Origin of the sequence: Paenibacillus sp. NEAU-GSW1 (assembly GCF_009737085.1) — a bacterium.
GTDB lineage: Bacteria > Bacillota > Bacilli > Paenibacillales > Paenibacillaceae > Pristimantibacillus.
In genome coordinates this window covers 1-22723 of sequence record NZ_WOVL01000044.1, presented here as the reverse complement: position 1 = coordinate 22723, position 22723 = coordinate 1, and the positions used below count along the sequence as shown (strand labels likewise).

Genomic DNA, 22723 nt, shown 5'->3' with positions numbered 1-22723 from the left:
GTCAGCGTTCGTTTTTGTGAAGGGATTCCCACTTTACCTCGTTGATTCAAAGGAATCCCTGAGCAATGGCGATCGGAAGAACATTTAAATGTGCAGTTTGCTGTTTTACCCAAATAAAACAGGGGGGTATCCCATCGTCATTTTAATGACTTATGGGACACTCCCTAGATTTGCATGGGATTACTGTTTTTGCGCAACCCAGGTAACGACATCGCTTTTTAAGAGCACCGGTCTTTCATCTCTACTAATTTCTAGCGAGAAGGCTGCAACTGACTCTTTCATTATTTGCCATTCGGCATATGCGCCTCGCAATGTTTGAAGGCCGAGCCAACCATTCTAACTTACTGCGCCAGCATCTGCCGCCAATAGTTCAACAAATCGAGCATCGTCACTTCGAACGAGATTTCCGGGCGCCAGCCGGTTTTGCGATGAAACTTCGTATAATCTCCAATTAACGCTTTAACGTCAGAGGGACGAAGCCGGGCAGCATCCTCCTGAATATCTATCGCCGTTGTACTAAAGCCAAGCAAAATGTTCAGCATCTCGCGTATTTCCCGTCCGGTTCCCGACGAAATATTGTAAACCTCGCCTGGATCGCAAGCATCGAGCGCGAGTCCGTACGCTCTGACAATATCCCGCACATCCGTAAAGTCCCGTCTCGCTTCCAGATTGCCGACATACAGAACAGGCGGCTTCAGCCCCTTCTCAATTTCGGCAATTTGCTTCGCAAAATTCGAAGTGACAAATTGCTCGCCGTGTCTCGGACCGGTGTGATTAAAGGTGCGGACGCATACGGCGTGTATGCCGTAATTTTTATAATATTGATAGCCGAGTAAATTTTGCGCGATTTTACTGACAGCGTAAGGGCTTAGCGGACGCAACGGATTCGTCTCCTTAATCGGAACCTCGTCGCCTTCAACCTGCCCGTATTCCTCGCTGGAACAAGCTATGAGTATTCGGCTTGCGGGACAATGCTTGCGCATCGCTTCGAGCAAATGGATTTGCCCGGATAAATTGTTGTGGATCGTCTCCATCGGAGCCGCCCATGACGCAGGAACGAAGCTTTGCGCAGCGAGATGAAAAACGCGTTCCGGCTTTAGTATGCCTATTACATTCTCTACCGCAGCTTCGTCTGTTAAATCGCATTCGAATAGCTGAAGCTCGGAACGAATATGGCTCACATGCTTAAGCGAGCTGGTGCTGCGAATCGTACCGGCCACCTCATACCCCAGCTGCAGCAAATGATCGGCCAAATGGCTTCCCGCAAAGCCGGTAATGCCTGTAATCAATGCTTTCATGCCTGACGATCCTCCTGATCGGAATTCATGGCTGCAATAGCGTGCTTGACGTTTTGCTCCTCGCTCTTATGACAGATGAGCAACCCCTCCTCTGTCGTGACGATGATGAGATCGCGAACGCCGATAACAACCACTTTTTGCTGTTCGGAATAAATAATGCTGTCTTTCGTTGCCATCGGATAGATCCGGCCAAACAGCATATTGCCATCGGGGTCCGTTTCGAAAATGCGCTCCAGCGACGTCCATGTGCCGACATCATCCCAAGTAAATGCTATGGGAATCGTATAGAGCAGTTCCAGCTTCTCTATAATGGCGTAATCGATCGAAAGCTTGGGAAGCTTGCGGTACCTGTCAGCCAGCTCTTCTCCTTCAAGCTTGAATGTATTCCACATCTCTGGCTGGTACATCTCCATATAGCAAGCGATCGTAGACGGCCTCCAAATAAAAATGCCGCTGTTCCAATATATGTTGGCAGCTTGAATCAATTGCTCCGCTCTTTCCTTTGACGGTTTTTCGATAAACGCTTTAACTTCCTTTATATAAAGACCGTATTTCCCGCTCTCCTCACTCTCATTTGCTTCGATATAACCGTAGCCGGTTTCGGCCCGGGTCGGAACGATGCCGAGCGTCACGACGACTCCCGGGTCCTTCGCTGCCGTCTCAGCTGCATACAGCGCCTCCATCAGCTCCTCGGTGCTTGGAATATATTGATCGGACGGAGCGGTTACGATAACATCGTCAATCGACAGCTTGAGAAAATGACTGGCAGTAAGCGCAATGCAAGGCGCCGTGTCCCTCTGCTCAGGCTCAATTATGAGCTGTTTGACAGGCAGCGACGGCAATTGCTCCTTTACAATAGGCAAGTAATTCTCGCTAACAGCAACATAAACGTCCTCCGCCGCCAAGCAGCTGCGAAATCGCTCATAAGTGAGCTGAAGCATCGACTTGTTCTCAGCTGTCAGCGCCAGAAACTGCTTCGGCTTGCTTTCCGTGCTTCGCGGCCAAAATCGAGTTCCTTTGCCGCCCGCCATAATAACGGCCTTCATTCAAGCTCACCTATACACTTTAAACCTATTATTCGAAATGCCGGATTCATTAGCAGCAGCTCCTCCTCATATAGACGGTGCCTAGTATTTGAAATGCCATGCTACCATCTTATGCTTTAATAGAGAGAAGCTAATGGACGATTGAACCGCGACATTCATAATTAAGGCAAACATCAGCGCCCTTGTTTGCCGCCTTATTCTATTAATTTGGGCAATTCCATAGGTAAGTAACAGTCGCTCTCTTAAACTATCAACATATACTTTACTATATCAATTGAAAGGAGTAGATTTGCATGGGTGAAACAGGATTAACAGGACTTACCGGCCTAACCGGCGCTACCGGTCCGACTGGCCCCACTGGCCCTACTGGTCCAACCGGTCCAACAGGCGCAACTGGACCAGCAGGACCTGGCTCTCACACGGTCGGCTTGCAAGGCACAGTGCCAACTTCCATTCCGACTGCAGGCACAGCCGTATCTGCAGTTTCGATCGTCGTTCCCGTAACGGCATCGTCCAACCAAGTGCTCGTAAACGGTGTTGTTGATGTCAGCATTGCCTTCACTGCGGCGCTTATCGCTGCACTTAACGTAAGCATTCAGGTTGATTTGCTTCAAGACGCTGCTATCGTCGCAACAACCAGCAGCAGTGACGTTCTCGCCATTACGCTTCTCGGCTTGTTCGATCTCGAAAGAACGATTCCGATTACGTACTTCAATGGAGGCCTTGCAGCAGGCGCTCACACGTATGCGCTTCAGGTAACCGTAACCGGGGTCGTACTTGCTGCCGGAACGACTGCAACGATCACTTATTCGTCGCTTGGCGCAACTGTCGGAACGGTCTAATCCAGCCAACAAATCGCCCCTTGCGGGGCGACTACATATCGCATGCCGTTATTAGAAAGGAGCCTCGCCTTTAATAATCGAATCCGCCAAATGCCCGAAATCGACAGCAACTTTTCCCGTTGTGCGGGCCAATTCTTCGGCAATGAGAACCGCCGCAATTCCTGCAGATACAAGAGCGATATCGAACGTATGCCGTTGCGCGTGCTGTATCACCCTTGCGGCATCCGCCACGCCATTAACCGGCGTTACTGTTCCCGCGACCGCAATGCCATATCCGGTCAACGTTGAGGCGAGCTGATCCGCTTTATTGCCAATGACCAGGACGCTGCTTCCTTGCAGCAATCTTCTTAAATAGCCGCCTTTATATAAACCGTAGTTAACGAGAGAGTCAGTAAACGGGCGGCTTCGAATGTCGATGCCGTGAGCGGCCAGCACCGCGCCTGCCAGCAGTTGATAATTCGGCTGCCTTAGGACGGGAATGCCGACGATATCCGCTCTTTTCACCGCATCCCTTAGTTGATCCCGAACTGCCAAGTTCGGCAATTCGATACCTGCATAGGACAGAAAGCTGCCTTCCCGTCTTACGTCTTCAACGGACATTACTGTCTCCTGTGCCATCGCGAGCAATTCCCCGTCTCCGAGCCGCACGACGGACAGCGGCGTTCGCTGCTCAAGCGATTGTGCGATTCGTTCCGCGACTTGCTCTACTGGTATAATATTGACGAACCTGTCGCTTAAGGCGGCGATGCCCGCAGCGATAATATCCTCCAGCTGCGTATCCGGCATGATGCAGTGCGCCGGCATTATTCGATCGACAATGGCCTCTCCTCCGCCATAGCGTCCGTCCGCTATCCCTTTTTTATATCCCGATTGATAGCTTTCTTCATGATCCTTCTCCGAATTTCCGCCTTGGCTGCCTTTCTCCATGCCGGTTTCGAAGCCTTTGCCGAAGCCTGCCGTATGACCGTTGTCATAGCCTTCGTCGTAAAATTTACCCGTAGCTTGCTCCTGCTTGATATGCCGTCTTTGCCCTCGTCTTCTTGCGCCGCGTTTGCCGCGCTTTCTCCGAAGCATCGCCGATCGCCGCTTGTTCGCTTTTGCGCTCATCGTCTTCCCTCATCCTCCTGAGCCTGATTGGCGGAATCAATGAACCGATGGGGATCGACTCCCCATTTATCTATAAATAATTGGCGGTTTCGCGCAAGCAGCGAAATAACAGCCTGTTGATCGCCGCGCTTAAAGCTCGCGCTTCCGTGATGATAGACAAACGTATCTTTTGCAATAGCAACTCGATAACCGGCGAGCCGTGCGCGATAGCAATAGTCGTCATCCTCAAAATGCCCGGGCGAGAACCGTTCGTCCAGCCATCCGACTTGTTGCAGCAACTCGCGGCGAAACAACATGCAAAAGCCGATCACGCGATTGGCATACTCCAGCTGCCCCCTTGCCTCCGCCATTACTTTTGCTGCCATATCCATATAGCTGCCGGCCATTTCGATCTGCTGCTTGCCGCTCACATAGTTGGACAGCGGACCGATAATGCCGATTTTCGGGTCGCGCATCAGATGGTTGAGCATATTATCGAGCCAATGCTCCGTTACAAGCACATCATTGTTCAGCAGCAGCAAATATTCCCCTCTCGCAAGACGCAAGCCCCAGTTGCAAGCAACAGGAAAACCCGTATTCGCAGGGTGAGAGATGAATACGATATTATGCTCCTGCAAATATTCGATCGTACCGTCTGTCGAACCATTGTCGACGATGATCAGCTCGTATGGCGCCTTCGTGCTGCGACGGATTGATGCGATTGCTTCTTTCAACAGATGAAGCCCGTTATACGTCGGAATGACAATGCTTGTCAGCGGCTCCCGCTTTTCCCGCTTGAACGTCATGTCAATCGCCTCATTCTAGCTGAATCCACATATTTCAATCTCGGCTCCTGCTTGCCCATCGTCCATTCGAGCGCTTCCAGATGATCTCCAATAATGAGATGTATCATCTCGTTCCCGGCTCCCGTATTCATTTTGCGCACCCGATTGCGGGTAATGACATCCACGCTTCCGCCAACGTCGACGCGAAGGCCGGATTTTAGAGCAATTGCTTGCGCCTTCGGCGGAACGGCAAGGTGAGCGGCGCCGATCGTCTCGATTGCTCGGCGTGTCAGCGCGTGCGGCACAGCGGTCATGGAGTTGACCGTTAAATCCGGACGCCCCACCGAGCGGTTCAAAAACTCCTTCAAGATCGTCACTTCGTCCCGCATATCGAACTGGCCGATAAACGGCGAGAGATCATTAAGCGCGACATCGAGTCCTCCGGCCGTACGCCGAATAAAAGAAAGCAGCTTCTCACCCTGTATTGGAATGTCCGCGTCGACAAAAAGCATAATATCCGAGACGCTTACTCTTGCGCCGATCGCCCGGCCAACGTCATGACCCAGCGGACTGCTGTAATGGAGCACCACCGCTCTGCCGCTCGTTCTTGCTCTCGTCAAGCTGTTGTCGGTCGAGCCGTTGACGATAATGACGATCTCATGCAGCGGAAGCCTCTCCAATTCTTCTATTGCCGAAGCCAATGAAAGCTCTTCATTCATTGCCATAACGACGGCGCCAACGCTTTGTTCAGTAGGCAGCAGCAGCCAATTTTCCGGTTTTCGCCCGCTGGCTGAGAAGTATCCTTCTACATAAGCGTTCATAGCCTCGATATATCCGCTGTTATTCCCTTCGTTGCCCAACATGCGATATTCGGAAGCCCACCGTTTTTGCAATTCGCGAATTTCGTCATCGCCGCCTGGCACCGCGCCGCTTTCTCCAGCGATTCGTCCGAGCCGCCATGCGCGGGTTTTTAGACTCGTATTCTTTTTAACTCTTCCATGCTTTCGTTTCCCTGCGGCCGCCCGCCGTCTCGAACGAATAGGCGCAGCTTTCCGCTTGCGCCTTCTTTGCGGTGTTACCCGGCTCATCGGACATACCTCGCTCCTTTCATAGGGATTGGACTTTTTCTTGATCATACTATGTGCCGTCTCCCGGCACGCAACGGCTCGTGCAGCCTTTTTCCGCAGCAGCCGCAAAATCGCATAGGCAAATAGAAATGTGCATATTTCCTTGGCTCAAACGCCCTATCCTACTATTGGGTTGCCACATAGGATAGTTTAACTATGCGTATAACAACCATCGATCAGAAGGATGAGCTCATCAATCCTTCACTTTCGCTATTGGAGGCTGGACAATGAATTGGAAGACTTGCGAACCTGTTTTCGCAGCAGACAGCGCGCCCGAGCTGCCCTTATCTTTTAGGAGAGAAGGAGCCTGGTTGGGACATCGCCGATTCGCATACGACATTATGAAACGCTCGGGAGTTGAACCCCGTGTACAAAATTCCGACTGAGTTTTACGAAACGACGAGCCAGTGGATTCGGTCTCTTAACCTTCCTCCCGAGCATGCGCCGAACTATTATCGCATTATTTATCCGGCACAGATCAGCTATTTGCCCGATATCAACGGCTTTGACCCTCATCGCTGGATGCCCATTTGCAGCTGGGATGAAGCTTTTACCGCTGTTATACCTAACGGCAGGCTGGCAACGAGCAACTGTTACGTCGTAACGCCGGACAATAAGCGACTGCGCGATCTCGAATACGATTGCCCGGCGATGACGCTAACCGAGCTGCCGCCGCCTGACCATATCGACGGTACGGTCGCAACGCTCGTGTGGGGGTGGAATTTGCCGCATCATACGACAAGAACTCATAACATCTTCGGCCATTGGTTTTTTGATATATTGCCCCGCATTCATCTTCTGGAGAAAAGCGGAGTTGCAATCGACCATTATATCATTGGCAAGCTGCACTACCCTTTTCAATATGAATCTTTGAAAATGATCGGCATTCCGATGCACAAAGTGATCGAGGTCGAAAAGCTCGATTTCCACATGACTGCCAAAATCCTGCTTGCGCCCGCGGTTCCCGTCGTTCTCGGAAAATGTCCGCCGTGGGCGTCCAGCTTTATCGTAGATCGGCTGAAGCATGACCAGCATATTCCAAAAGCATCTGGCTATGAGCGCATCTACATTACTCGCGAAGATACTCCGATGCGTCATGTGGCGAACGAAGACGAGGTTTGGCAGCTGCTCCAGCCGCTTGGTTTTCGCAAAATTGTGCTGACTCCGTTAACGACAGCTGAGAAAATCGCAATTTTCTCTTGCGCAAGAACGATTGTCGCTCCATATGGCAGCGGCAGCATCAACGTGGCATTCTGCGAGCCTGGGGCATCCTATATTGAACTGTCGCTGAGCAATGTGACCGACAATTATTTTTGGAAGCTTTGCGGCCATGCCGGCGTTCGATTTTTCGAGCTCATCTGCCCGATCGAGCAGCCCCCGAAGCCGATTGCCGGTACGGACAATATGATCGTTGATATCGCTAAGCTGACACGCTTGCTGCAGCTAGCAGGTGTTTAGGACGCTGCCTTACAAAGATTTGCGAGATTCGTGAGCAAGCTTTGCCCTATAACAAATCTAGGAGGACTTTGAAATTGAGAATACTCATATGGTCCGTCAACTTCTCTATTGGCGGAGGCATGCGGCTGCTTCACAACTTAACGAAAGCATTATCGCGGCAGCCTGGCGTCGAGCACATTAGACTCGTAGTCGGATCGCAGTCTCTGGCCCGGAACACGCAGGAGCTGAACATGCTCCGCAATGTCGATGTCATCATCCACGACACTGTTATCGATCATCCTTCCGCCTCGTATTTGCTCGCCAACATCGACGTTGTCTACTACTATTGGCCGCATACCCACCAATACACGCCGATTGACCGGCCAACGCTTTGTACGTTCCACGATTCTACGTTCTTCGATTTCGTACCGCCATTCTCGGACGGCAGCCAGCTTGAGCTTCACTGGAACTTGTCCAAAAGATGGCTCGATCACGTCACAACGGTAGCCGTCTCTTCCCAGCACGTAAAAAACAGGCTGATTGCGCATTTCGGACCCCGCAATGCTGCCGCATACGTTATCCCTCATGCCATTACGCCAATCGCAAGCAACTTCTCTGCGCAGCTTTCTCCTGCGTATGCGGCGGCGTTGCCGAAAGAATATATCATCTATCCGTCCAATACATCGCCGCATAAAAATCATAGCAATCTGCTTCTAGCGCTTGCGAAATACAAGCATAGAAAAAAACATCCGTTAGTGCTGACCGGATATTTGACCGAAAAACTGCGGCAGCCGTTCCCTAACTTTCGGAGCGAGCATAGCTGGATACCGACCTTGTCTTCGATTATGAATACGAATATGCTTCAAATCGATTCCGATGTGTATCCGCTCGGCTTTGTATCCGATCAAGATATTCCCGCTTTGATCAAAAATGCGAAAGCGCTCATTATGCCAAGCCTCTCCGAGGGCGGAGGCAGCTATCCGGTCGAGGAAGCGCTGCGGCTCGGAACGCCGGTGCTGTGCTCCGACATTCCGGTTATGCGGGAGCATCTGGCCCGTCATAGCACCAAAATTGCCTGGTTTGACCCGCATAGCCCGGATTCGATTGTCAGAGCGCTGGAAGATATGAACGCAAACTATGCGTCGTACAAACAATCTGCAATGCTCGGCATACATGACCCGACGGAGACATGGGACGATATTGCGAGAAAATATGTCGCCGTTATGCGCGACACGTACTACCGCTACTACGCCCGGCACATCTATTAACGCGCTGTAATTCGATCAACGATGGCTGCGTAATCGTTCGCCACGTCCATCCAGCTTCTGTGCAGCAGGTCGCCGAGCGCGGCCTTCTGCTCGGCTGCGACGGACTTCCCTTGCAGCCACAAAATCCGGATTGCTTCCGCCATCTCCAGCGGATCGCGCGGATTAAAGGTTGCGAAGCTGCTCGGGTCGGCGATGACCTCCTGTACGACCTCCAGGCGGCCATAGGCAACCGGAGTATCCATTAGAAGCGATTCAAGAATCGGGAATGGACAGCTTCCCTCGAAAAGCGTCGGCACGACTGCGCCAATCGCATATTTATAAATGGACGGCAGCTCCGCCGACGGAATGCGGCCGATAAATTGAACCGATGCTCGAATGTTAGGATCGCCGATCGCATTTAATGCTGCCGCTATTTCTTGCTGGCGCGGCCGATTGGTCGTTTCATCCGTGAACACGAGCCTCAAGCCGGAAGCGGCTCCAAGCTCCGTCAAGCGGAAGCGATGAAAGGCGTCGATCAGGCGCTCATGGTTTTTATGCAGCCGAATAACCGACGGAAACACGATATATGGACCGTACAGCTTATATTTGTTTCTAAGCGTCCCTTCATCGATAACGTTGAAGGCGGAATATTCCTCATGAGGCGCGGCAAAACGCACGACAGTCGTCTGCTCCGGACGCAATCCGAGAAAAGTAAGGCCTTCGTGGCGCCGCGTAAATTCGGAGTCGAACACGACGGCAGCCGCTTGCGCGGTCACTTTTTGCGCGATGGAATGTATATATTGATAATGCGTTTGCGAGCCTGCGTACAAATCCGGGAAGTGCAAATAGACCAAGTCGTGCAAACAGACGATTGTCGGCTTTTGCAAATATTGCGCCAGCGCCATGCCTACGTACGGCACGATCCAAACGTCAACCGGCACATTGCTGTTAATGCTTTCCATGCTGTCGGAGTGATGAATAATAATACGGTGCGGGAAAGCGTTGCGCAAATAGGTGAATACGGCATTCGTTTCCCGATAGTTTGCTTCTGTCGTAGCCACATGAAGGATATATCCGCGGTCCAGCTTTAGCAAGCCTTCGGACAGACGAACGATAAATCGGCCGATCCCTTCGCCGTCCATCGAAATTTGCGAGCCGAAGCAAAGAAAAATGCCAATTTGACGAGACGTGCCTGATACGGGAGGCGCCGGCGGCTCAGGCAGGCTGGGAGCAGATAACAGCTGCTGAACTTCTTCAGTCATAAGCAATCTTGCAGCCCATATATGACGAGGCACCCCGTTTTGCAAGGCGCCGGAATGGCTCGCCATTCTTGCGGCGTCCGGAGGACGGTTAACGAGATGCAAATGCGCCGCATGGATGAAATCAATTTCGGTTGCCGGGATGATGCTTTGAAAAATATAGGCTGCCGTATTCGCATCGCCGGACGGCTTTCTTCCGAATACGTTGCCGGCCTCTTCGCTTTGCATCATTGATGACGCGATTTGCGCTTTTCCGGTGCCTGTGTCGAGCAAATGTTTATTGGTTCTAAAACCGGCTGCATCGGGCTCTCTCTGCAATATTTGCCGGTATATTTCCCATAAAAAATCTTCGTTCCCAAGCTTGAACGCTTCGCGGAACCACTCGATGATGCGCGCTCCCGGAATGAGCCGCTGCCGAAATTGCTCGTTATCGGCGCGCAGACGGCCGGCATCCATCGGCAACGCTCTTTTTCGCGTTCGGGCCAACCGCCTGCGATGGCCTTTCGCTTTGCCTCTGCGCCCTCTGCGTTTTCCTTTTAAGGAACGCCGTATCCTTTTTTTCGGCTTGGCATGCTTGCGATTTCGTTTGCGCGGCAATCGCCTGCGCGTTGCGGCGCTTTTTCTGCGACGGCTTCCTTTACGTTTCATAATCAGCCTCCAATCCGTCTTCTTCTAACTAGAGTATTGTCACGGCTTGAAAAAGCAACGGCATTCGCCCTAGCGGGATAGGGATTGCGACTATATTTTATAAAATAGACGTCTATCTACTCTTCTCAGAGTCATCTCGAAAGCAAATGAATATATTAGAGTAGTTGCAAGTTCCTATCTACTCTATTAATAAAAATAAAGGAGTCGATTGATAGCTATGCTTCACTCGCTTCCGAACAAAACGGTCATAATCGGCGCAGGAGGACACGCTAAAGTGATCATCGATATACTTCGCGCCGACCCGCATGTCGAGCTGATCGGATGCATTGGGCAAAGCGACGGCTCAGACGTACTCGGACTTCAAGTCATCGGGGGCGACGAGCAGCTGCCGCTGCTGCGAGAGCAAGGCGTGAACCATGCTTTTATTGCGGTTGGCAACAACGCGCGCAGGCTTGCGCTCGCCGAACTTGCAGAATCTATCGGTTTCGAGCTCATTAACGCGGTAAGCCCCCATGCTTATGTCGCGTCAAGCGCGCTTCTTGGCCGCGGCGTGGCCGTCATGCCTGGCGCAATCATCCAGCCCGACACGGTCATAGGCTCTTGCTCGATCATTAATACGGGCGCGACAGTCGATCATGACGGCGTAATTGGCGAAAGCTGCCATATCGCGCCCGGCTGCACACTGTCGGGTTGTGTGACGGTAGGCGATTTGAGCTTCCTCGGCACCGGCGCCAAAGTGATCGACGGCATGAACATCGGCAAAAGCTGCATGGTTGGCGCCGGGTCGGTCGTCATTCGCAACATTCCCGATTATGCGCTTGCGGTCGGCGTCCCCGCTATCATCAAGCGAATTCAGGCACCCGCAGAACCGAACGTATCACGGAGGGAGAATTAATTATGGAAGGCAAATTTTATCCGGTTGCCGTTCCCGTTTTTAACGGAAATGAAAAAAAGTATGTGATGGATTGTATTGATTCGACTTGGATTTCTTCAACGGGGAAATACATTACTGCGTTCGAAGAGGCGTTCGCGGCTTTTTGCGGAGCGCGTTATGCCGTATCCTGCAGCAACGGAACGACGGCCCTTCATCTGGCTCTGCTCGCGAACGGCGTCGGCTCCGGCGACGAAGTCATCGTGCCGACGCTTACGTTTATTGCAACGGCCAACGCCGTTGTCTATTGCGGCGCAAAACCCGTCTTCGCCGATTGCGAACCGGATACTTGGAATATGAACCTGGAGCACTTGGAGTCGCTGATTACGCCGAAAACGAAAGGGATTATTCCCGTTCATCTGTACGGGCATCCCGCCGATATGGATGCGGTCAACGCGCTTGCCGCCAAGCACGGATTGTTCGTAATCGAGGACGCCGCCGAGGCGCTCGGCGCGGAATACAAAGGCCGCCGCACCGGCTCCTTAAGCGGTTGCGCTACTTTCAGTCTGTTCGGCAACAAAATCATTACAACTGGCGAAGGCGGCATGATTACGACTGACGACGAGCAGCTTGCGGCAAAGATGCGGACGCTTCGCGGCCAAGGCATTGATCCGGTGCGAAAATATTGGTTTCCCGTCATCGGCTACAACTACCGGCTCACCAATTTGCAAGCGGCGGTCGGCTTGGCGCAGCTGGAAAATATCGATTGGCATGTCGGCGAACGCGTGCGCGTCGCCTCTTTATACGAATCTATGCTTCGAGATGAGAGCGGCTTGACGCTGCCGGTGCAAAAGGATTGGGCGAAAAATGTATACTGGATGTTCAGTATCGTATTAAATGGATATGACGAGCCTCAGCGCAACCAGTTCATGGCAATGCTTAAACAAGACGGCATCGAAACCCGCCCTTTCTTCTATCCGATGCATGTGCTGCCTCCATATGAAGGACTGCAGTCTCACGAGGAGTTCCCGGTTGCCAATCGGATTGCCTCGCAAGGATTAAACGTCCCGACCTATGGCGGCCTGTCGGAAGCAGATATTCAATATATTACCGGGCGTATCAAGCATCATTTGCGCAACGAGTAACGTATTCTGTTGAATTCTAATAGCCGTACTCACTTCGGTGGACGCCTGTTCTTCCGATCGCCAGAATCATGCGTCCACTCCGTTTGCGGATTGATATTATTCAAAGGGGTGTCCCATAAGTCATTAAAATGACGATGGGATACCCCCTGTTTTTATCTGGGCTAAGCAGCAGACTGCCGAAATTACCACTCGCCATTATCGCAGCCTTTCCTGTGAAGGCTGTTCGCTGAAGGAACGATGTACGAAGGCACAAGGCGAGCGTGAAATATGGAATATCTTCGCCTCAAACGACAAGCGAGGGAGCAATTAAAGAGCGAGGATGGATATGCATTATCGGTTCGACGCATGCACGAACCAGAGCGTGTGTTTGGCCAAATCAAGAATAACCGAGGATTCCGCCGATTCCTGCTTCGAGGCTTGCCGAAAGTCAGTCTAGAGGTCGGGTGGCTTTCACTTGCCCATCATTTGCTGAAGAAAGCTGCAAAGGATAAAAATCTAAAAATAGCGTTGCAGGTCCGCAACGCTATTTTTATGAAATTCACTTTTTTAATTTACTGATGCGAGCCATTTCTCTAGCGAGCGAACCTCTTTTGAGACGGCCTCTTCTTTAGTTTTTGAAGGGGAAGAACAGGTTAATGGCAGACGGAGCATTCAAATGATTCTATAGAAGCGGCGATTAAAAGAACATTTGAGTGTGCAGTCGCTGCTGCTTCCCCCCTATCATTCCCCCGCAATTTCGGGCAATGCGGGCTGCTTCGCAACCTTATTCGCCATCAGCTCTGATACCGTCACAATGCGAAAGCCCCGCTTTTGCAATTCCGGCAAAATAATCTTTAGCGCTTGAACCGTCTGCGTTGAGCCTTGAACATTGTCATGCAGCAGCACGATGTCGCCGTTCCGCGCGTTGTTCAGCACTTTTTTGACGATAGCGTTTACGCCCGGCGCTTTCCAATCGTTCGTGTCCTGGTGCCAGGACCACAGAATGACAGTATATCCGTTCTTCTTTGCGATTTCGACTACGGCATCATTAATAATTCCACCGGGTGGACGAAACCACGGGCTGCTTTGACCTGTAATCGCCTCGATTTTATTTTTCGTTTTCACAATTTCATTGGATATCGTGCCCCAGCTCACATTGCTGTAAAAAAAAGTGTGGTCAAACGTATGGTTAGCGACCTCATGACCTTCTGCCACTTCCCGCTTCACAACATCGGCGAACGAATCAATACGCTTGCCAAGGACGAAGAACGTCGCTTTCGCCTCGTACTGCTTCAAAAGATCCAATATTTGCGGCGTTTCCTTGCTCGGCCCGTCGTCGAACGTCAATGCGATCCATTTATCCTCCATCGGCACTTCCCAAACGACTTCTCCCCGCGATTCATAGTATTTACGGTTATGTACGGCCGGTTGCTGAAATCCGGTTGCAGTAACGAGAATACATGCTAGACCGAGCCATCCGATTACGCGCCTTTTCCGCGCCAATACGCTTCTCTCCCTTACGATAAGATTACAGCCTGCGAGTTAGTATGGTTGATATGCCCTGTAATTATGAATAGACTTCATCAGCAAAAAAGCAGCTGCCAAACTAAGTTTGGCAGCTGCCGCTTCAAGATTTTTATTCGATATCCAAGCTTACGCTGTATCCGAGCTTGCGGAGCTGGGCGACTTTGCCCGCTTCCTCCAAATCGCTCGACACCATTTCTTGCACAAGTCCAGCCAGACTCGTCGTCGGTTCCCAGCCTAGCTTAACGCGTGCTTTCGTCGGATCACCAAGCAGCAAATCGACTTCGGATGGCCGATAGAACCGCGGATCGACATGCACAACCTTCTGTCCGACGGCAACTTCAGGACGGCTGCTGGCGGTCACATAGCCGTACTCATCTGCGCCTTCACCTTCGAAAGCTATATCTATGCCCGCCTCTGCAAAAGCAAGCTGGACAAAATGGCGCACTTCCGTCGTTTGCCCGGTGGCGATAACGTAATCCTCCGGTTGCTCCTGCTGAAGAATCCGCCACATCGCATCGACATAATCCCGCGCATGTCCCCAGTCGCGCTTCGCCGAAAGGTTGCCGAGCCCAAACGATTGCTGCAAGCCGGTTGCGATACGGGCGACGGCCCGCGTTATTTTACGCGTAACGAACGTCTCCCCGCGAACCGGACTTTCATGATTGAACAAAATGCCGTTGCAAGCATAAATGCCGTACGCTTCACGATAGTTCACTGTAATCCAATAGCCGTACAATTTAGCAACAGCATAAGGGCTGCGCGGGTAGAACGGCGTCGTTTCGCTTTGAGGCACCGCTTGCACCAAGCCGTACAGCTCGGAGGTTGACGCTTGGTAGATCCGCGTTTTTTCCGTCATGCCAAGCAGCCTTACCGCTTCGAGCAGACGCAGCGTGCCGATGCCGTCCGCATTGGCCGTATACTCCGGCATATCAAAGCTGACGTGCACATGGCTCATTGCCGCCAAATTGTAAATCTCATCAGGCTGAATGCGTCCAATTAACCGCACGAGGTTTGTCGAATCAGTCAAATCGCCGTAGTGCAGCGTCAGGCTTTGCCCCTGCCGGCTCGCCTCTTCAATCAGACGATCAATGCGCCCGGTGTTCGCAAGCGAGCTCCGCCGCCTTAATCCATGTACGATATAACCCTTCTCAAGCAACAGCTCAGCCAAATACATGCCGTCTTGCCCTGTAATGCCAGTAATGAAGGCGACCTTGCTCATGGTTCCCTCCGTCGTTGTCCATAGTTGGTATTGGCCGCTTTACGCTATAGCCAGCCACTCCATTATGGTATGAATCTAGTAGCTCGCTCGTATCGGCCAAACAACTATTTTCAAGGAACAACGAGGTCCATGATGCTATAATAGAAAACAGTCACAAGTGCGCTTAATTGAAGGAGAAACGATATGATTGTCCATAAAGGTGAAACCGTGTTCCGCCAAGGCGAAAGCGGACCGCTATTCCGCCTGAACAGCGGTTTGCTCAAAATCGTCCGCGTCCATGCGGACGGCCGCCCGCTTCTTGTCAATATCATTACACCCGGCGAAACGATCCCGCATCATTCGCTGTTAACACCCGCTCCCTATTACGGAACAGCCATAGCGCTCATAACGAGCGAGATCGAGGTATTGCCTGCCGCCGAGTGGTATGCGGGTCTGGCAAGCAGCCCGGATCAATATCGCGTCATCGCGCTTCAGCTGCAGGATAAGCTGCGCATGATGCAGCAGCGTATCGACCAGTTGACTGAGCTTTTGCCCGAACAAAAGCTAAACAAAACACTGCGCTGGTTTGAAACCTATATCGGCACAGCCGAGCTAAGCGATGTGCTTACACAGGATGAAATCGGACAATTCATCGGCATTCGCCGCGAAACAGTCAATCGTTTGCTGCGTGCTCAAAGAGCGGCTGCAGGCCCGAAAAATTCATAGTTCAAATCGGATTCCGCAACTCCACATTCCAGCAAAGCCGCTTTGACCGCCTTCATGAAAGGCAGCGGCCCGCAGAAGTAGAAGCTCGCATCCTCGCTTCCGGCAATAACGCTCTTCAGCCATGCCGTATCGATGTATCCTTCTTTGCTGTAAGCACCCGCTTCTTTGTCGCGTTCCGAAGGCCGCGAGTATACGAAATGCGCGGAAAGCTGCGGATGGCTCGCAGCGAGCGACTCCACTTCCGGCCTCAGCGCTTGCATTTCGCTGTTTACAGCCGCATGTATAAACGTCGCTTGGCGATTCGGCGTTTTCTCTATGACAGCCTTCGCCATGCTGACCATTGGCGTTACGCCCACGCCGCCGCTAATAAAGACGACGGGACGGGAATCATTCGAGTCAAGCGTAAATGCGCCGGCAGGAGCTGATAGCCATACCGTGTCTCCTTCCTTCACTTGCTCATGCAGATAGACCGATACTTTCCCCGCAGGGCGGCCGCTATGCGCATCTTCTCTTTTGACCGAAATGCGGTAGTACGGTTTGCCCGAGCTGTCCGATAAGCTGTATTGCCGAATATGCGTATACGTCTCACCCGGTATGTCCAATTTGAGACTGATGTATTGACCGGCTTCGAATTCGGCGATCGCCCCGCCGTCTTGCGGCTCAAAATAGAACGATGTAATGACGCTGCTCTCCTTAACTTTGCGCGCTACCACGAACGGCCTGAAGTCAGCCCATCCCCCGGACTGTTGCTGCGCCGTGGCGTACATTTCCGCTTCGACGCTAATAAACACATCGGCGATTACACCGTACGCTTCTCCCCACGCCTGCAAAATATCATCTGTGGCAGCGTCGCCAAGCGTGTCCTTGATCGCTTTCAGCAAATATTTGCCCACAATCGGATAATGCTCCGCTTTGACTCCAAGGCTGCGGTGCTTATGCGCAATGCCTTTGACGGCAGGCAATATCGCCTCCAGCCGGTCGATATGCTGCGCCGCAGCATATACGGTATTCGCTAATGCTGTCTGCTGCCTGCCTTGCTTCTGATTCGCATGATTGAAAATGTTAAGCAGTTCGGGATAATCGGCAAACATAGCTTCATAGAAACGCTTCGTAATCGCCGTTCCGTGCACCTCAAGCACAGGAACGGTTGATTTGATAACTTTAATCGTATTTGCGCTTAACATGCAAATCGCCTCGCTTTTTCTGTGTTATACACACAGTATAGGCGAGGCGAGATTTAAATTATGTGATTTCAATCACATAAAATTGAAACGATTTGTGAATCCGAATACACCATTACCTGTGTGAATCTGCTATAAATATGAATATTTGCTAATGCATATCCCATTTAAACAAACGAGCGTCAGATGAATTACAAAAGTATGGGGCTATCTGCTTAAATTACAAACCAAATAGCGGTGCCGGGATATCCCTCGGCACCGCTATTTGGATGAAATTTTATTATTTACTTATGCGAGCTGTTCTTTAGCGAGCGTGCGCAGCCCTTTGAGTCAGCCTTTTTCCTTACTCGGCAGATAAGCCGTTATCTTTCATAATAACGTCATGGGCTCCGCCCTCGACGAGGCTTGTCGCCGATACGAGTGTAATACGGGCGTTATTTTGCAGCTCTTCAATCGTTAAAGAACCGCAATTGCACATGGTCGATTTGATTTTATGAATCGTCTTATCCAGATTTTCTTTCAACGAACCTGCGTACGGCACATAGGAATCGACGCCTTCCTCGAAAACGAGCCCTTGCTTGCCGCCGGAGTCGTAACGCTGCCAGTTGCGCGCGCGATTCGAGCCTTCGCCCCAAAACTCTTTAACAAAGTTGTTGCCAACTTTAAGCTTTTTCGTCGGGCTTTCGTCAAAGCGGGCGAAATAACGTCCCATCATAACGAAATCGGCGCCCATCGCAAGCGCGAGGGTAATATGGTAATCGTGTACGATACCGCCGTCGGAGCAGATCGGAACATAAATGCCTGTTTCTTTATAATATTGCTCTCTCGCTTCGGCTACTTCAATCAAAGCGGACGCTTGGCCGCGGCCGATCCCTTTTTGCTCGCGCGTTATACAGATCGAGCCGCCTCCGATGCCAACCTTGACGAAATCCGCACCCGCTTCGACCAAATACAAAAAGCCTTCGCGGTCGACAACGTTGCCCGCTCCGATTTTGACATCGAAGTTTTGCTTCACATACTGTACCGTTTCATACTGCCATTCGCTATACCCGTCGGAAGAATCGATAACGAGAATATCTACGCCCGCATCAACTAGCGCCGGCACTCTTTCCATATAATCTTTTGTGTTGATGCCTGCGCCAACGATGTAGCTTTTATTCGTATCCAGCAAGCCTTGCGGATTTTCCTTATCCGCGTCGTAGTCTTTGCGGAATACAAGATGCTGCAAAAGCTGATTCTCATCAACGATCGGCAAACAATTCAGCTTTTTCTCCCAAATGAGATCATTCGCTTCAGGGAGCGTAATTCCTGACGTGCCGTAAATAAGCGAGGAGAACGGCGTCATAAATTCGCTGATCGGCTTGCTCAGCGAATCCCGGCTTAAACGATAATCCCGGCTTGTCACGATGCCGAGCAGCTTGCCGCTGGACGTGCCGTCTTCTGTTATAGCCACGGTAGAGTGCTGGTTTTCTTCCTTCAGCTTAAGCACATCGGCCAGTGTTTGCTCCGGCTTCAAGTTCGAGCGGCTGACGACGAATCCCGCTTTGTATTCTTTTACTTTGCGTACCATCGCAGCCTGGTCTTCCACCGACTGGGAGCCAAAAATAAAAGAAATACCGCCGCATCGCGCGAGCGCAGTCGCCATATTGTGGTCGGAGACAGACTGCATAACCGCAGATGAGAACGGTATATTAAGAGAAATTGCCGGCTGCTCGCCCTTCTTGAATTTCGTGATCGGCGTTTTCAGATCGACATTTTGCGGCGTACAGTTTTTTGTTGACAGGTTGGGAATCAACAAAAATTCGCTAAACGTACGAGACGGTTCCAAATAATATTGTGCCACTTCGCTTCACTCCTCAACGTTTTAGATTGTACAAGCAATTTTTAAATTCTAAATAATATAGCAGATTACTTTTTGTTAGTCAAGAAATTTGTCGATTTTGATCTGAACTCCAAGGAGATGATATAAATGAACCTTATTAAATATTTCGTTACACAGTTAATGCTATTTGGTGTAATAGTTCTAAATGATTTCTGCCAATTTTAACTGGGGAAGTGACGTTTAACTTTTTCTTCAGCTAACATAGCCAAAAACATAGAAAAACCCAAGCTATATCGCCTGGGCTCCACTCTATTCGCCAAATATGAATTCCTCTTGGCATCATTACTCTCCTAAATCTTGCAATACCTGCAGCTGCTTCCGATATACGAATTTAGATATCGTGATGCTGATTTCATACAGCAGAAACAATGGCACGACCACGATAATGTCGGATAAAATATCCGGCGGCGTAATCGTTACCGCTACGATGCAAAGTACGAAATAGGCCACTTTACGCGCCTTGGCAAGCCGAATCGGATTCAGTACGCCCAGCTTGGTTAAGAACATCACGATAGCGGGCATTTCAAACAGCAGCCCAAACGGGATCGTCATATGGATCATAAACGTAAAATAGTTTTGCGCGGTATACATTGTTTCGAATTCATTCGTAGCCATTTCATTCATGAAATGCAGCACCATAGGAAACAAAATAAAGTAGCCGAAGCAAATCCCGATTAAGAACAGTACGCTTATGCCGGGAATTAATATAAGAACAGAGCGCCGCGTCCCTTCGGGCACTGCGGGCTGAACGAACTTCCAAGTTTGATAGGCAGCGATTGGGAGCGTAACTGCGATCGCGACCACGCCGGCAATCATCATATAAACCCACATCACATCGGACGGACCTAGCAGCACCAGCTTCTGATCCATATCGCGGACGAGCCATTGATAAATGTCCCGCACATAGAGCAAGGCCGCCGCCATCGACACTAAAAAAGCGGCCAGCGTACGAATAAGCCGCGACCGCATTTCCTCCAAATGTCCGATTACGCTTTGCTCATTCGCATTCGGTTTAGCCATTTTACTTCTCTGAAGCTGCGGAAACGGCTTGCGGCTGCTCTTCTTCCTTGCGGCTGCTCTCTTCGCCGTTCACCAATCCGCGCGTCGCTCCTTTAAATTCGCTTAGCGTCCTGCCGAACGCGCGTCCAAGCTCGGGAAGCTTAGAAGGGCCAAAAATAATAAGCGCAATGATCAAAATGAGTAAAAGTCCGCCAACTCCAATATTGCCAAATGGCATAAAGTCATCTCCTTAAAAGTTTTGTGAAGCAAAACTTGCTTCGGAAGCATTCGCAAAAGTTTTGTGAAGCAAAACTTGCTTCGGAAGCATTCGCAAAAGTTTTGTGAAGCAAAACTTGCTTCGGAAGCATTCGATTGTCCTCAGTTATAACGGAGCCGCAGACCGAGGTCCGCGGCATCCGCCCGCTTGCGCGATTAATTGCTCAATTTAAATCCGCTCACCGCTACGACTGCACATCTTGCCATTTTGTCGCCTTGGCGATGCGGCCATGTGCTTGTCGGATTGTTCAAGTCTTTCGTATTCTCGCCCGGATGCTGAACGGACAGGAACAGCGTCTGCTCGTCCGGCGTGAAGAACGGACCTGTCAATTCGCACTCCACCGGTCCGGAAGCGAATTGCAGCGCTTTGCCTTGATCCGGTCCGCTTGTCGGAATGACGAACAAACCGTTGTTCATAAACGATTTATGCACGCCTTTGTTCTGGCTGCTGCTTGAAATGTCGGTGACGACCCACAAATGGCCGTTGGAATCGAAAGCGAGGTTGTCCGGCGAGCTGAAGCCGGATTGGCGGCCGCCCGCTGCAAAAATTTCAAAATCGAACTCCAGCGCGCCCAGATCGTTGCCCGCTTCGAAAATACGGGTAATATGGCCGTGGATGTTGCCATGGTTATCGTTATTCGTATGGCAAATGAATACCGTATTGTCGAACGGTGAAATTTCGATATCTTCCGGACGGTCGGTCGGCGTGCCGCCAACGAGCAATGCCGCCTCTTGGCAATACGTCACGACGTCGCCCTGCGATTGGAATTTCTTCAGCTGCTCCGGCTTGTCCTTCAGCGCTTTTTGCACCGCTTCGAGCGTAACCGGCATCCATTTGCCGCTTTTCAGGTTGGCGACATATAATGTGCCCTCCTCAAGCAATACGGCGTTGCCCCGTCCGAGCGATTCCTTGTATTTGTCTTTGCTGACGAACTTATAGACGCAGGCGTCTTTTTTATCGTCGCCCATATAGACGACGACGCGTCCGTCTGCTGCTACACCCATCGCCGTGTTCTCATGGTTGAAACGGCCGAGCGCCGTATGTTTTTTCAAATAGGTTTTATCGAAAGGATCGATCTCGACTACCCAGCCGTAATGCGTGTCCGTCAGGCTTGATGCCGCAGCTGTTTCCGCAAAATTCTCCTCGCAGGAGAGTACGGTATTCCACAGCGTAACGCCGCCGGAGCAGTTGGCGAACGTGCCTACAGCAGTCGTTGCGCCTTTAAGCGCCGTAATGCCTTTCGCCGGGCCAGTCAAATCGAACTTCGTGTAGCCGTTAATGCGACGAGCATAGGAAGAGTTGATATCCATCTGCCAAGTTCCTTTTTCGTCACGGAAAATTTCGATTACCGACATGCCTTGGTAATACAAATTTTTGTGCAACTGATCGGCAGTCATCTTATCGCCAACGATCGGTCCGATTGAGAAAATCGTGCTATATTCATGGTTATTGACAAGCAAGCCGCGCACATTAGAGCCATTGATTGGGAAAAAGGCGTTATAGTCACAGCCGGAACCGAATCGCTCGCCCTCTTTGTTAATGATGTCGTCGAATGCAGCGACTACATCATACTTAAAGTTTTTAGGCAAAATGAGCTTGTCTTCCGTCGACGCCTCGATCGGATCGAAATAGCCGCTTACCCGGTTCGTCTTGAAACCGAATAAATGGTTGGCTGTCGCGGACATTGCAGATGCTTTGCCATCCAGTACGCCAAGTCCTGCGGATGCGGCTGCCAGAGCCGTAGCTCCTGTACCTAAATAAGAAAGAAATGTTTTGCGGTCTATCGTTTTACTCAACTTGTCCACCCCTTAGGCTTATTAGTCCTATCGCTGACAAGTTTAGCTAACGAATGTTAAGGCGAAGTAATTGTGAAGTGGATTTTTTGTAAATGGGGGGGGAATGCAACACTGTCGAGCAGTCCGAGGAAAGAGGCCGTCCCAAAAGTGGTTCGCTCGCTGAAAAAACGGCTCGCATCAGTAATTGAAGAAGCGGTATTCATGAAAATAGTGTTGCAGAGAGCTATCCCTGCAACACTATTTCGTATTATCAGGTCAGCCAGAGATTTCTGGTTGGCCTTTTTTAATGGCCGTTCTATGATGGCGGTAGCTGGGAGAACGTACGCTATTTTGAGGCAGTGACCTCGTCACAAAAACTGTTTTTCCC

Annotated in this window: 19 protein-coding genes and 1 pseudogene; 7 read left to right on the top strand and 13 right to left on the bottom strand. The window is 50.9% G+C overall.

The features are described from left to right. Positions 1 to 341: 341 nt before the first annotated feature. Positions 342 to 1298 (bottom strand): GDP-mannose 4,6-dehydratase, encoded by a 957-nt coding sequence (locus tag GOM71_RS22995; RefSeq protein ID WP_156285416.1) that lies wholly within the window; start codon positions 1296 to 1298, stop codon positions 342 to 344. Next, positions 1295 to 2344, bottom strand: a complete 1050-nt coding sequence (locus GOM71_RS22990; RefSeq protein WP_156285414.1) for a mannose-1-phosphate guanylyltransferase — start codon at positions 2342 to 2344, stop codon at positions 1295 to 1297. The genes GOM71_RS22995 and GOM71_RS22990 overlap by 4 nt, the downstream gene beginning before the upstream one ends. A gap of 293 nt (positions 2345 to 2637) precedes the next feature. Here GOM71_RS22990 and GOM71_RS22985 point away from each other — a divergent pair, with 293 nt between their 5' ends. Then, positions 2638 to 3186, top strand: a complete 549-nt coding sequence (locus GOM71_RS22985) for a hypothetical protein (RefSeq protein WP_156285412.1) — start codon at positions 2638 to 2640, stop codon at positions 3184 to 3186. Between the two features lie 51 nt (positions 3187 to 3237). Here GOM71_RS22985 and GOM71_RS22980 read toward each other — a convergent pair whose 3' ends face one another. The 3 genes from GOM71_RS22980 to GOM71_RS22970 are packed head-to-tail and all read right to left on the bottom strand — an operon-like array spanning position 3238 to position 6193. Further along, a complete protein-coding gene (locus tag GOM71_RS22980; protein WP_156285410.1) occupies positions 3238 to 4293 on the bottom strand; it encodes a GT-D fold domain-containing protein in 1056 nt (351 codons plus the stop codon). Next, positions 4290 to 5078, bottom strand: coding sequence for a glycosyltransferase family 2 protein (locus GOM71_RS22975; RefSeq protein WP_156285408.1), 789 nt, complete (start codon positions 5076 to 5078; stop codon positions 4290 to 4292). The genes GOM71_RS22980 and GOM71_RS22975 overlap by 4 nt, the downstream gene beginning before the upstream one ends. Further along, complete coding sequence (locus GOM71_RS22970; protein ID WP_156285397.1) at positions 5075 to 6193, bottom strand: glycosyltransferase family 2 protein; 1119 nt, start codon at positions 6191 to 6193, stop codon at positions 5075 to 5077. Before GOM71_RS22970 ends, GOM71_RS22975 begins: the two co-directional genes overlap by 4 nt. 357 nt (positions 6194 to 6550) lie before the next feature. On the opposite strand from GOM71_RS22970, the gene GOM71_RS22965 reads away from it, so the two are divergent. Further along, a complete protein-coding gene (locus tag GOM71_RS22965) occupies positions 6551 to 7642 on the top strand; it encodes a glycosyltransferase family 61 protein (RefSeq protein ID WP_367649761.1) in 1092 nt (363 codons plus the stop codon). A gap of 74 nt (positions 7643 to 7716) precedes the next feature. Beyond that, the gene (locus GOM71_RS22960) at positions 7717 to 8889 is read left to right on the top strand and encodes a glycosyltransferase family 4 protein (RefSeq protein WP_156285393.1); all 1173 of its coding nucleotides are present in this window, start codon (positions 7717 to 7719) and stop codon (positions 8887 to 8889) included. Here GOM71_RS22960 and GOM71_RS22955 read toward each other — a convergent pair. Beyond that, positions 8886 to 10775 carry a DUF4214 domain-containing protein gene (locus GOM71_RS22955; protein ID WP_156285391.1) on the bottom strand — a complete coding sequence of 630 codons (1890 nt, stop codon included), beginning with the start codon at positions 10773 to 10775 and terminating at the stop codon, positions 8886 to 8888. The two genes, GOM71_RS22960 and GOM71_RS22955, sit on opposite strands and share 4 nt — an antisense overlap. A gap of 217 nt (positions 10776 to 10992) precedes the next feature. Between GOM71_RS22955 and GOM71_RS22950 the strand changes: the two genes are divergently transcribed. From GOM71_RS22950 to GOM71_RS22940, 3 genes and pseudogenes are all read left to right on the top strand, one after another. Then, positions 10993 to 11670, top strand: a complete 678-nt coding sequence (locus tag GOM71_RS22950; protein ID WP_156285389.1) for an acetyltransferase — start codon at positions 10993 to 10995, stop codon at positions 11668 to 11670. Positions 11671 to 11672: 2 nt separating this feature from the next. Continuing rightward, on the top strand, positions 11673 to 12791 hold the full coding sequence (locus GOM71_RS22945) for a DegT/DnrJ/EryC1/StrS family aminotransferase (protein WP_156285387.1): 1119 nt from the start codon (positions 11673 to 11675) through the stop codon (positions 12789 to 12791). Positions 12792 to 12969: 178 nt separating this feature from the next. Then, a pseudogene (locus tag GOM71_RS22940) lies at positions 12970 to 13349 on the top strand (transposase); the annotation flags it as partial. 162 nt (positions 13350 to 13511) lie between these two features. On the opposite strand, the gene GOM71_RS22935 reads toward GOM71_RS22940, so the two are convergent. Then, positions 13512 to 14273: a polysaccharide deacetylase family protein gene (locus tag GOM71_RS22935; protein ID WP_253944998.1), complete on the bottom strand. Its 762-nt coding sequence runs from the start codon at positions 14271 to 14273 to the stop codon at positions 13512 to 13514. A 133-nt stretch (positions 14274 to 14406) separates the two neighbouring features. Continuing rightward, entirely contained in the window at positions 14407 to 15516 is a 1110-nt protein-coding gene (gene gmd / locus GOM71_RS22930; protein WP_156285385.1) for a GDP-mannose 4,6-dehydratase, read from the bottom strand. Between the two features lie 183 nt (positions 15517 to 15699). On the opposite strand from gmd, the gene GOM71_RS22925 reads away from it, so the two are divergent. Continuing rightward, positions 15700 to 16221 carry a Crp/Fnr family transcriptional regulator gene (locus GOM71_RS22925; RefSeq protein ID WP_156285383.1) on the top strand — a complete coding sequence of 174 codons (522 nt, stop codon included), beginning with the start codon at positions 15700 to 15702 and terminating at the stop codon, positions 16219 to 16221. Here the strand turns inward: GOM71_RS22925 and hmpA are convergent. The 5 genes from hmpA to GOM71_RS22900 form a co-directional block, all read right to left on the bottom strand. Beyond that, positions 16188 to 17405 (bottom strand): NO-inducible flavohemoprotein, encoded by a 1218-nt coding sequence (gene hmpA, locus GOM71_RS22920; RefSeq protein WP_156285381.1) that lies wholly within the window; start codon positions 17403 to 17405, stop codon positions 16188 to 16190. The two genes, GOM71_RS22925 and hmpA, sit on opposite strands and share 34 nt — an antisense overlap. A gap of 340 nt (positions 17406 to 17745) precedes the next feature. After that, positions 17746 to 19245, bottom strand: coding sequence for an IMP dehydrogenase (locus GOM71_RS22915; protein ID WP_367649760.1), 1500 nt, complete (start codon positions 19243 to 19245; stop codon positions 17746 to 17748). A 321-nt stretch (positions 19246 to 19566) separates the two neighbouring features. Further along, positions 19567 to 20304, bottom strand: coding sequence for a twin-arginine translocase subunit TatC (tatC, locus tag GOM71_RS22910; RefSeq protein WP_156285379.1), 738 nt, complete (start codon positions 20302 to 20304; stop codon positions 19567 to 19569). A gap of 1 nt (position 20305) precedes the next feature. After that, positions 20306 to 20521: a twin-arginine translocase TatA/TatE family subunit gene (locus GOM71_RS22905; RefSeq protein WP_156285377.1), complete on the bottom strand. Its 216-nt coding sequence runs from the start codon at positions 20519 to 20521 to the stop codon at positions 20306 to 20308. A gap of 194 nt (positions 20522 to 20715) precedes the next feature. Next, positions 20716 to 22356 (bottom strand): PhoX family protein, encoded by a 1641-nt coding sequence (locus GOM71_RS22900; protein ID WP_156285375.1) that lies wholly within the window; start codon positions 22354 to 22356, stop codon positions 20716 to 20718. Between the last annotated feature and the right edge of the window lie 367 nt (positions 22357 to 22723).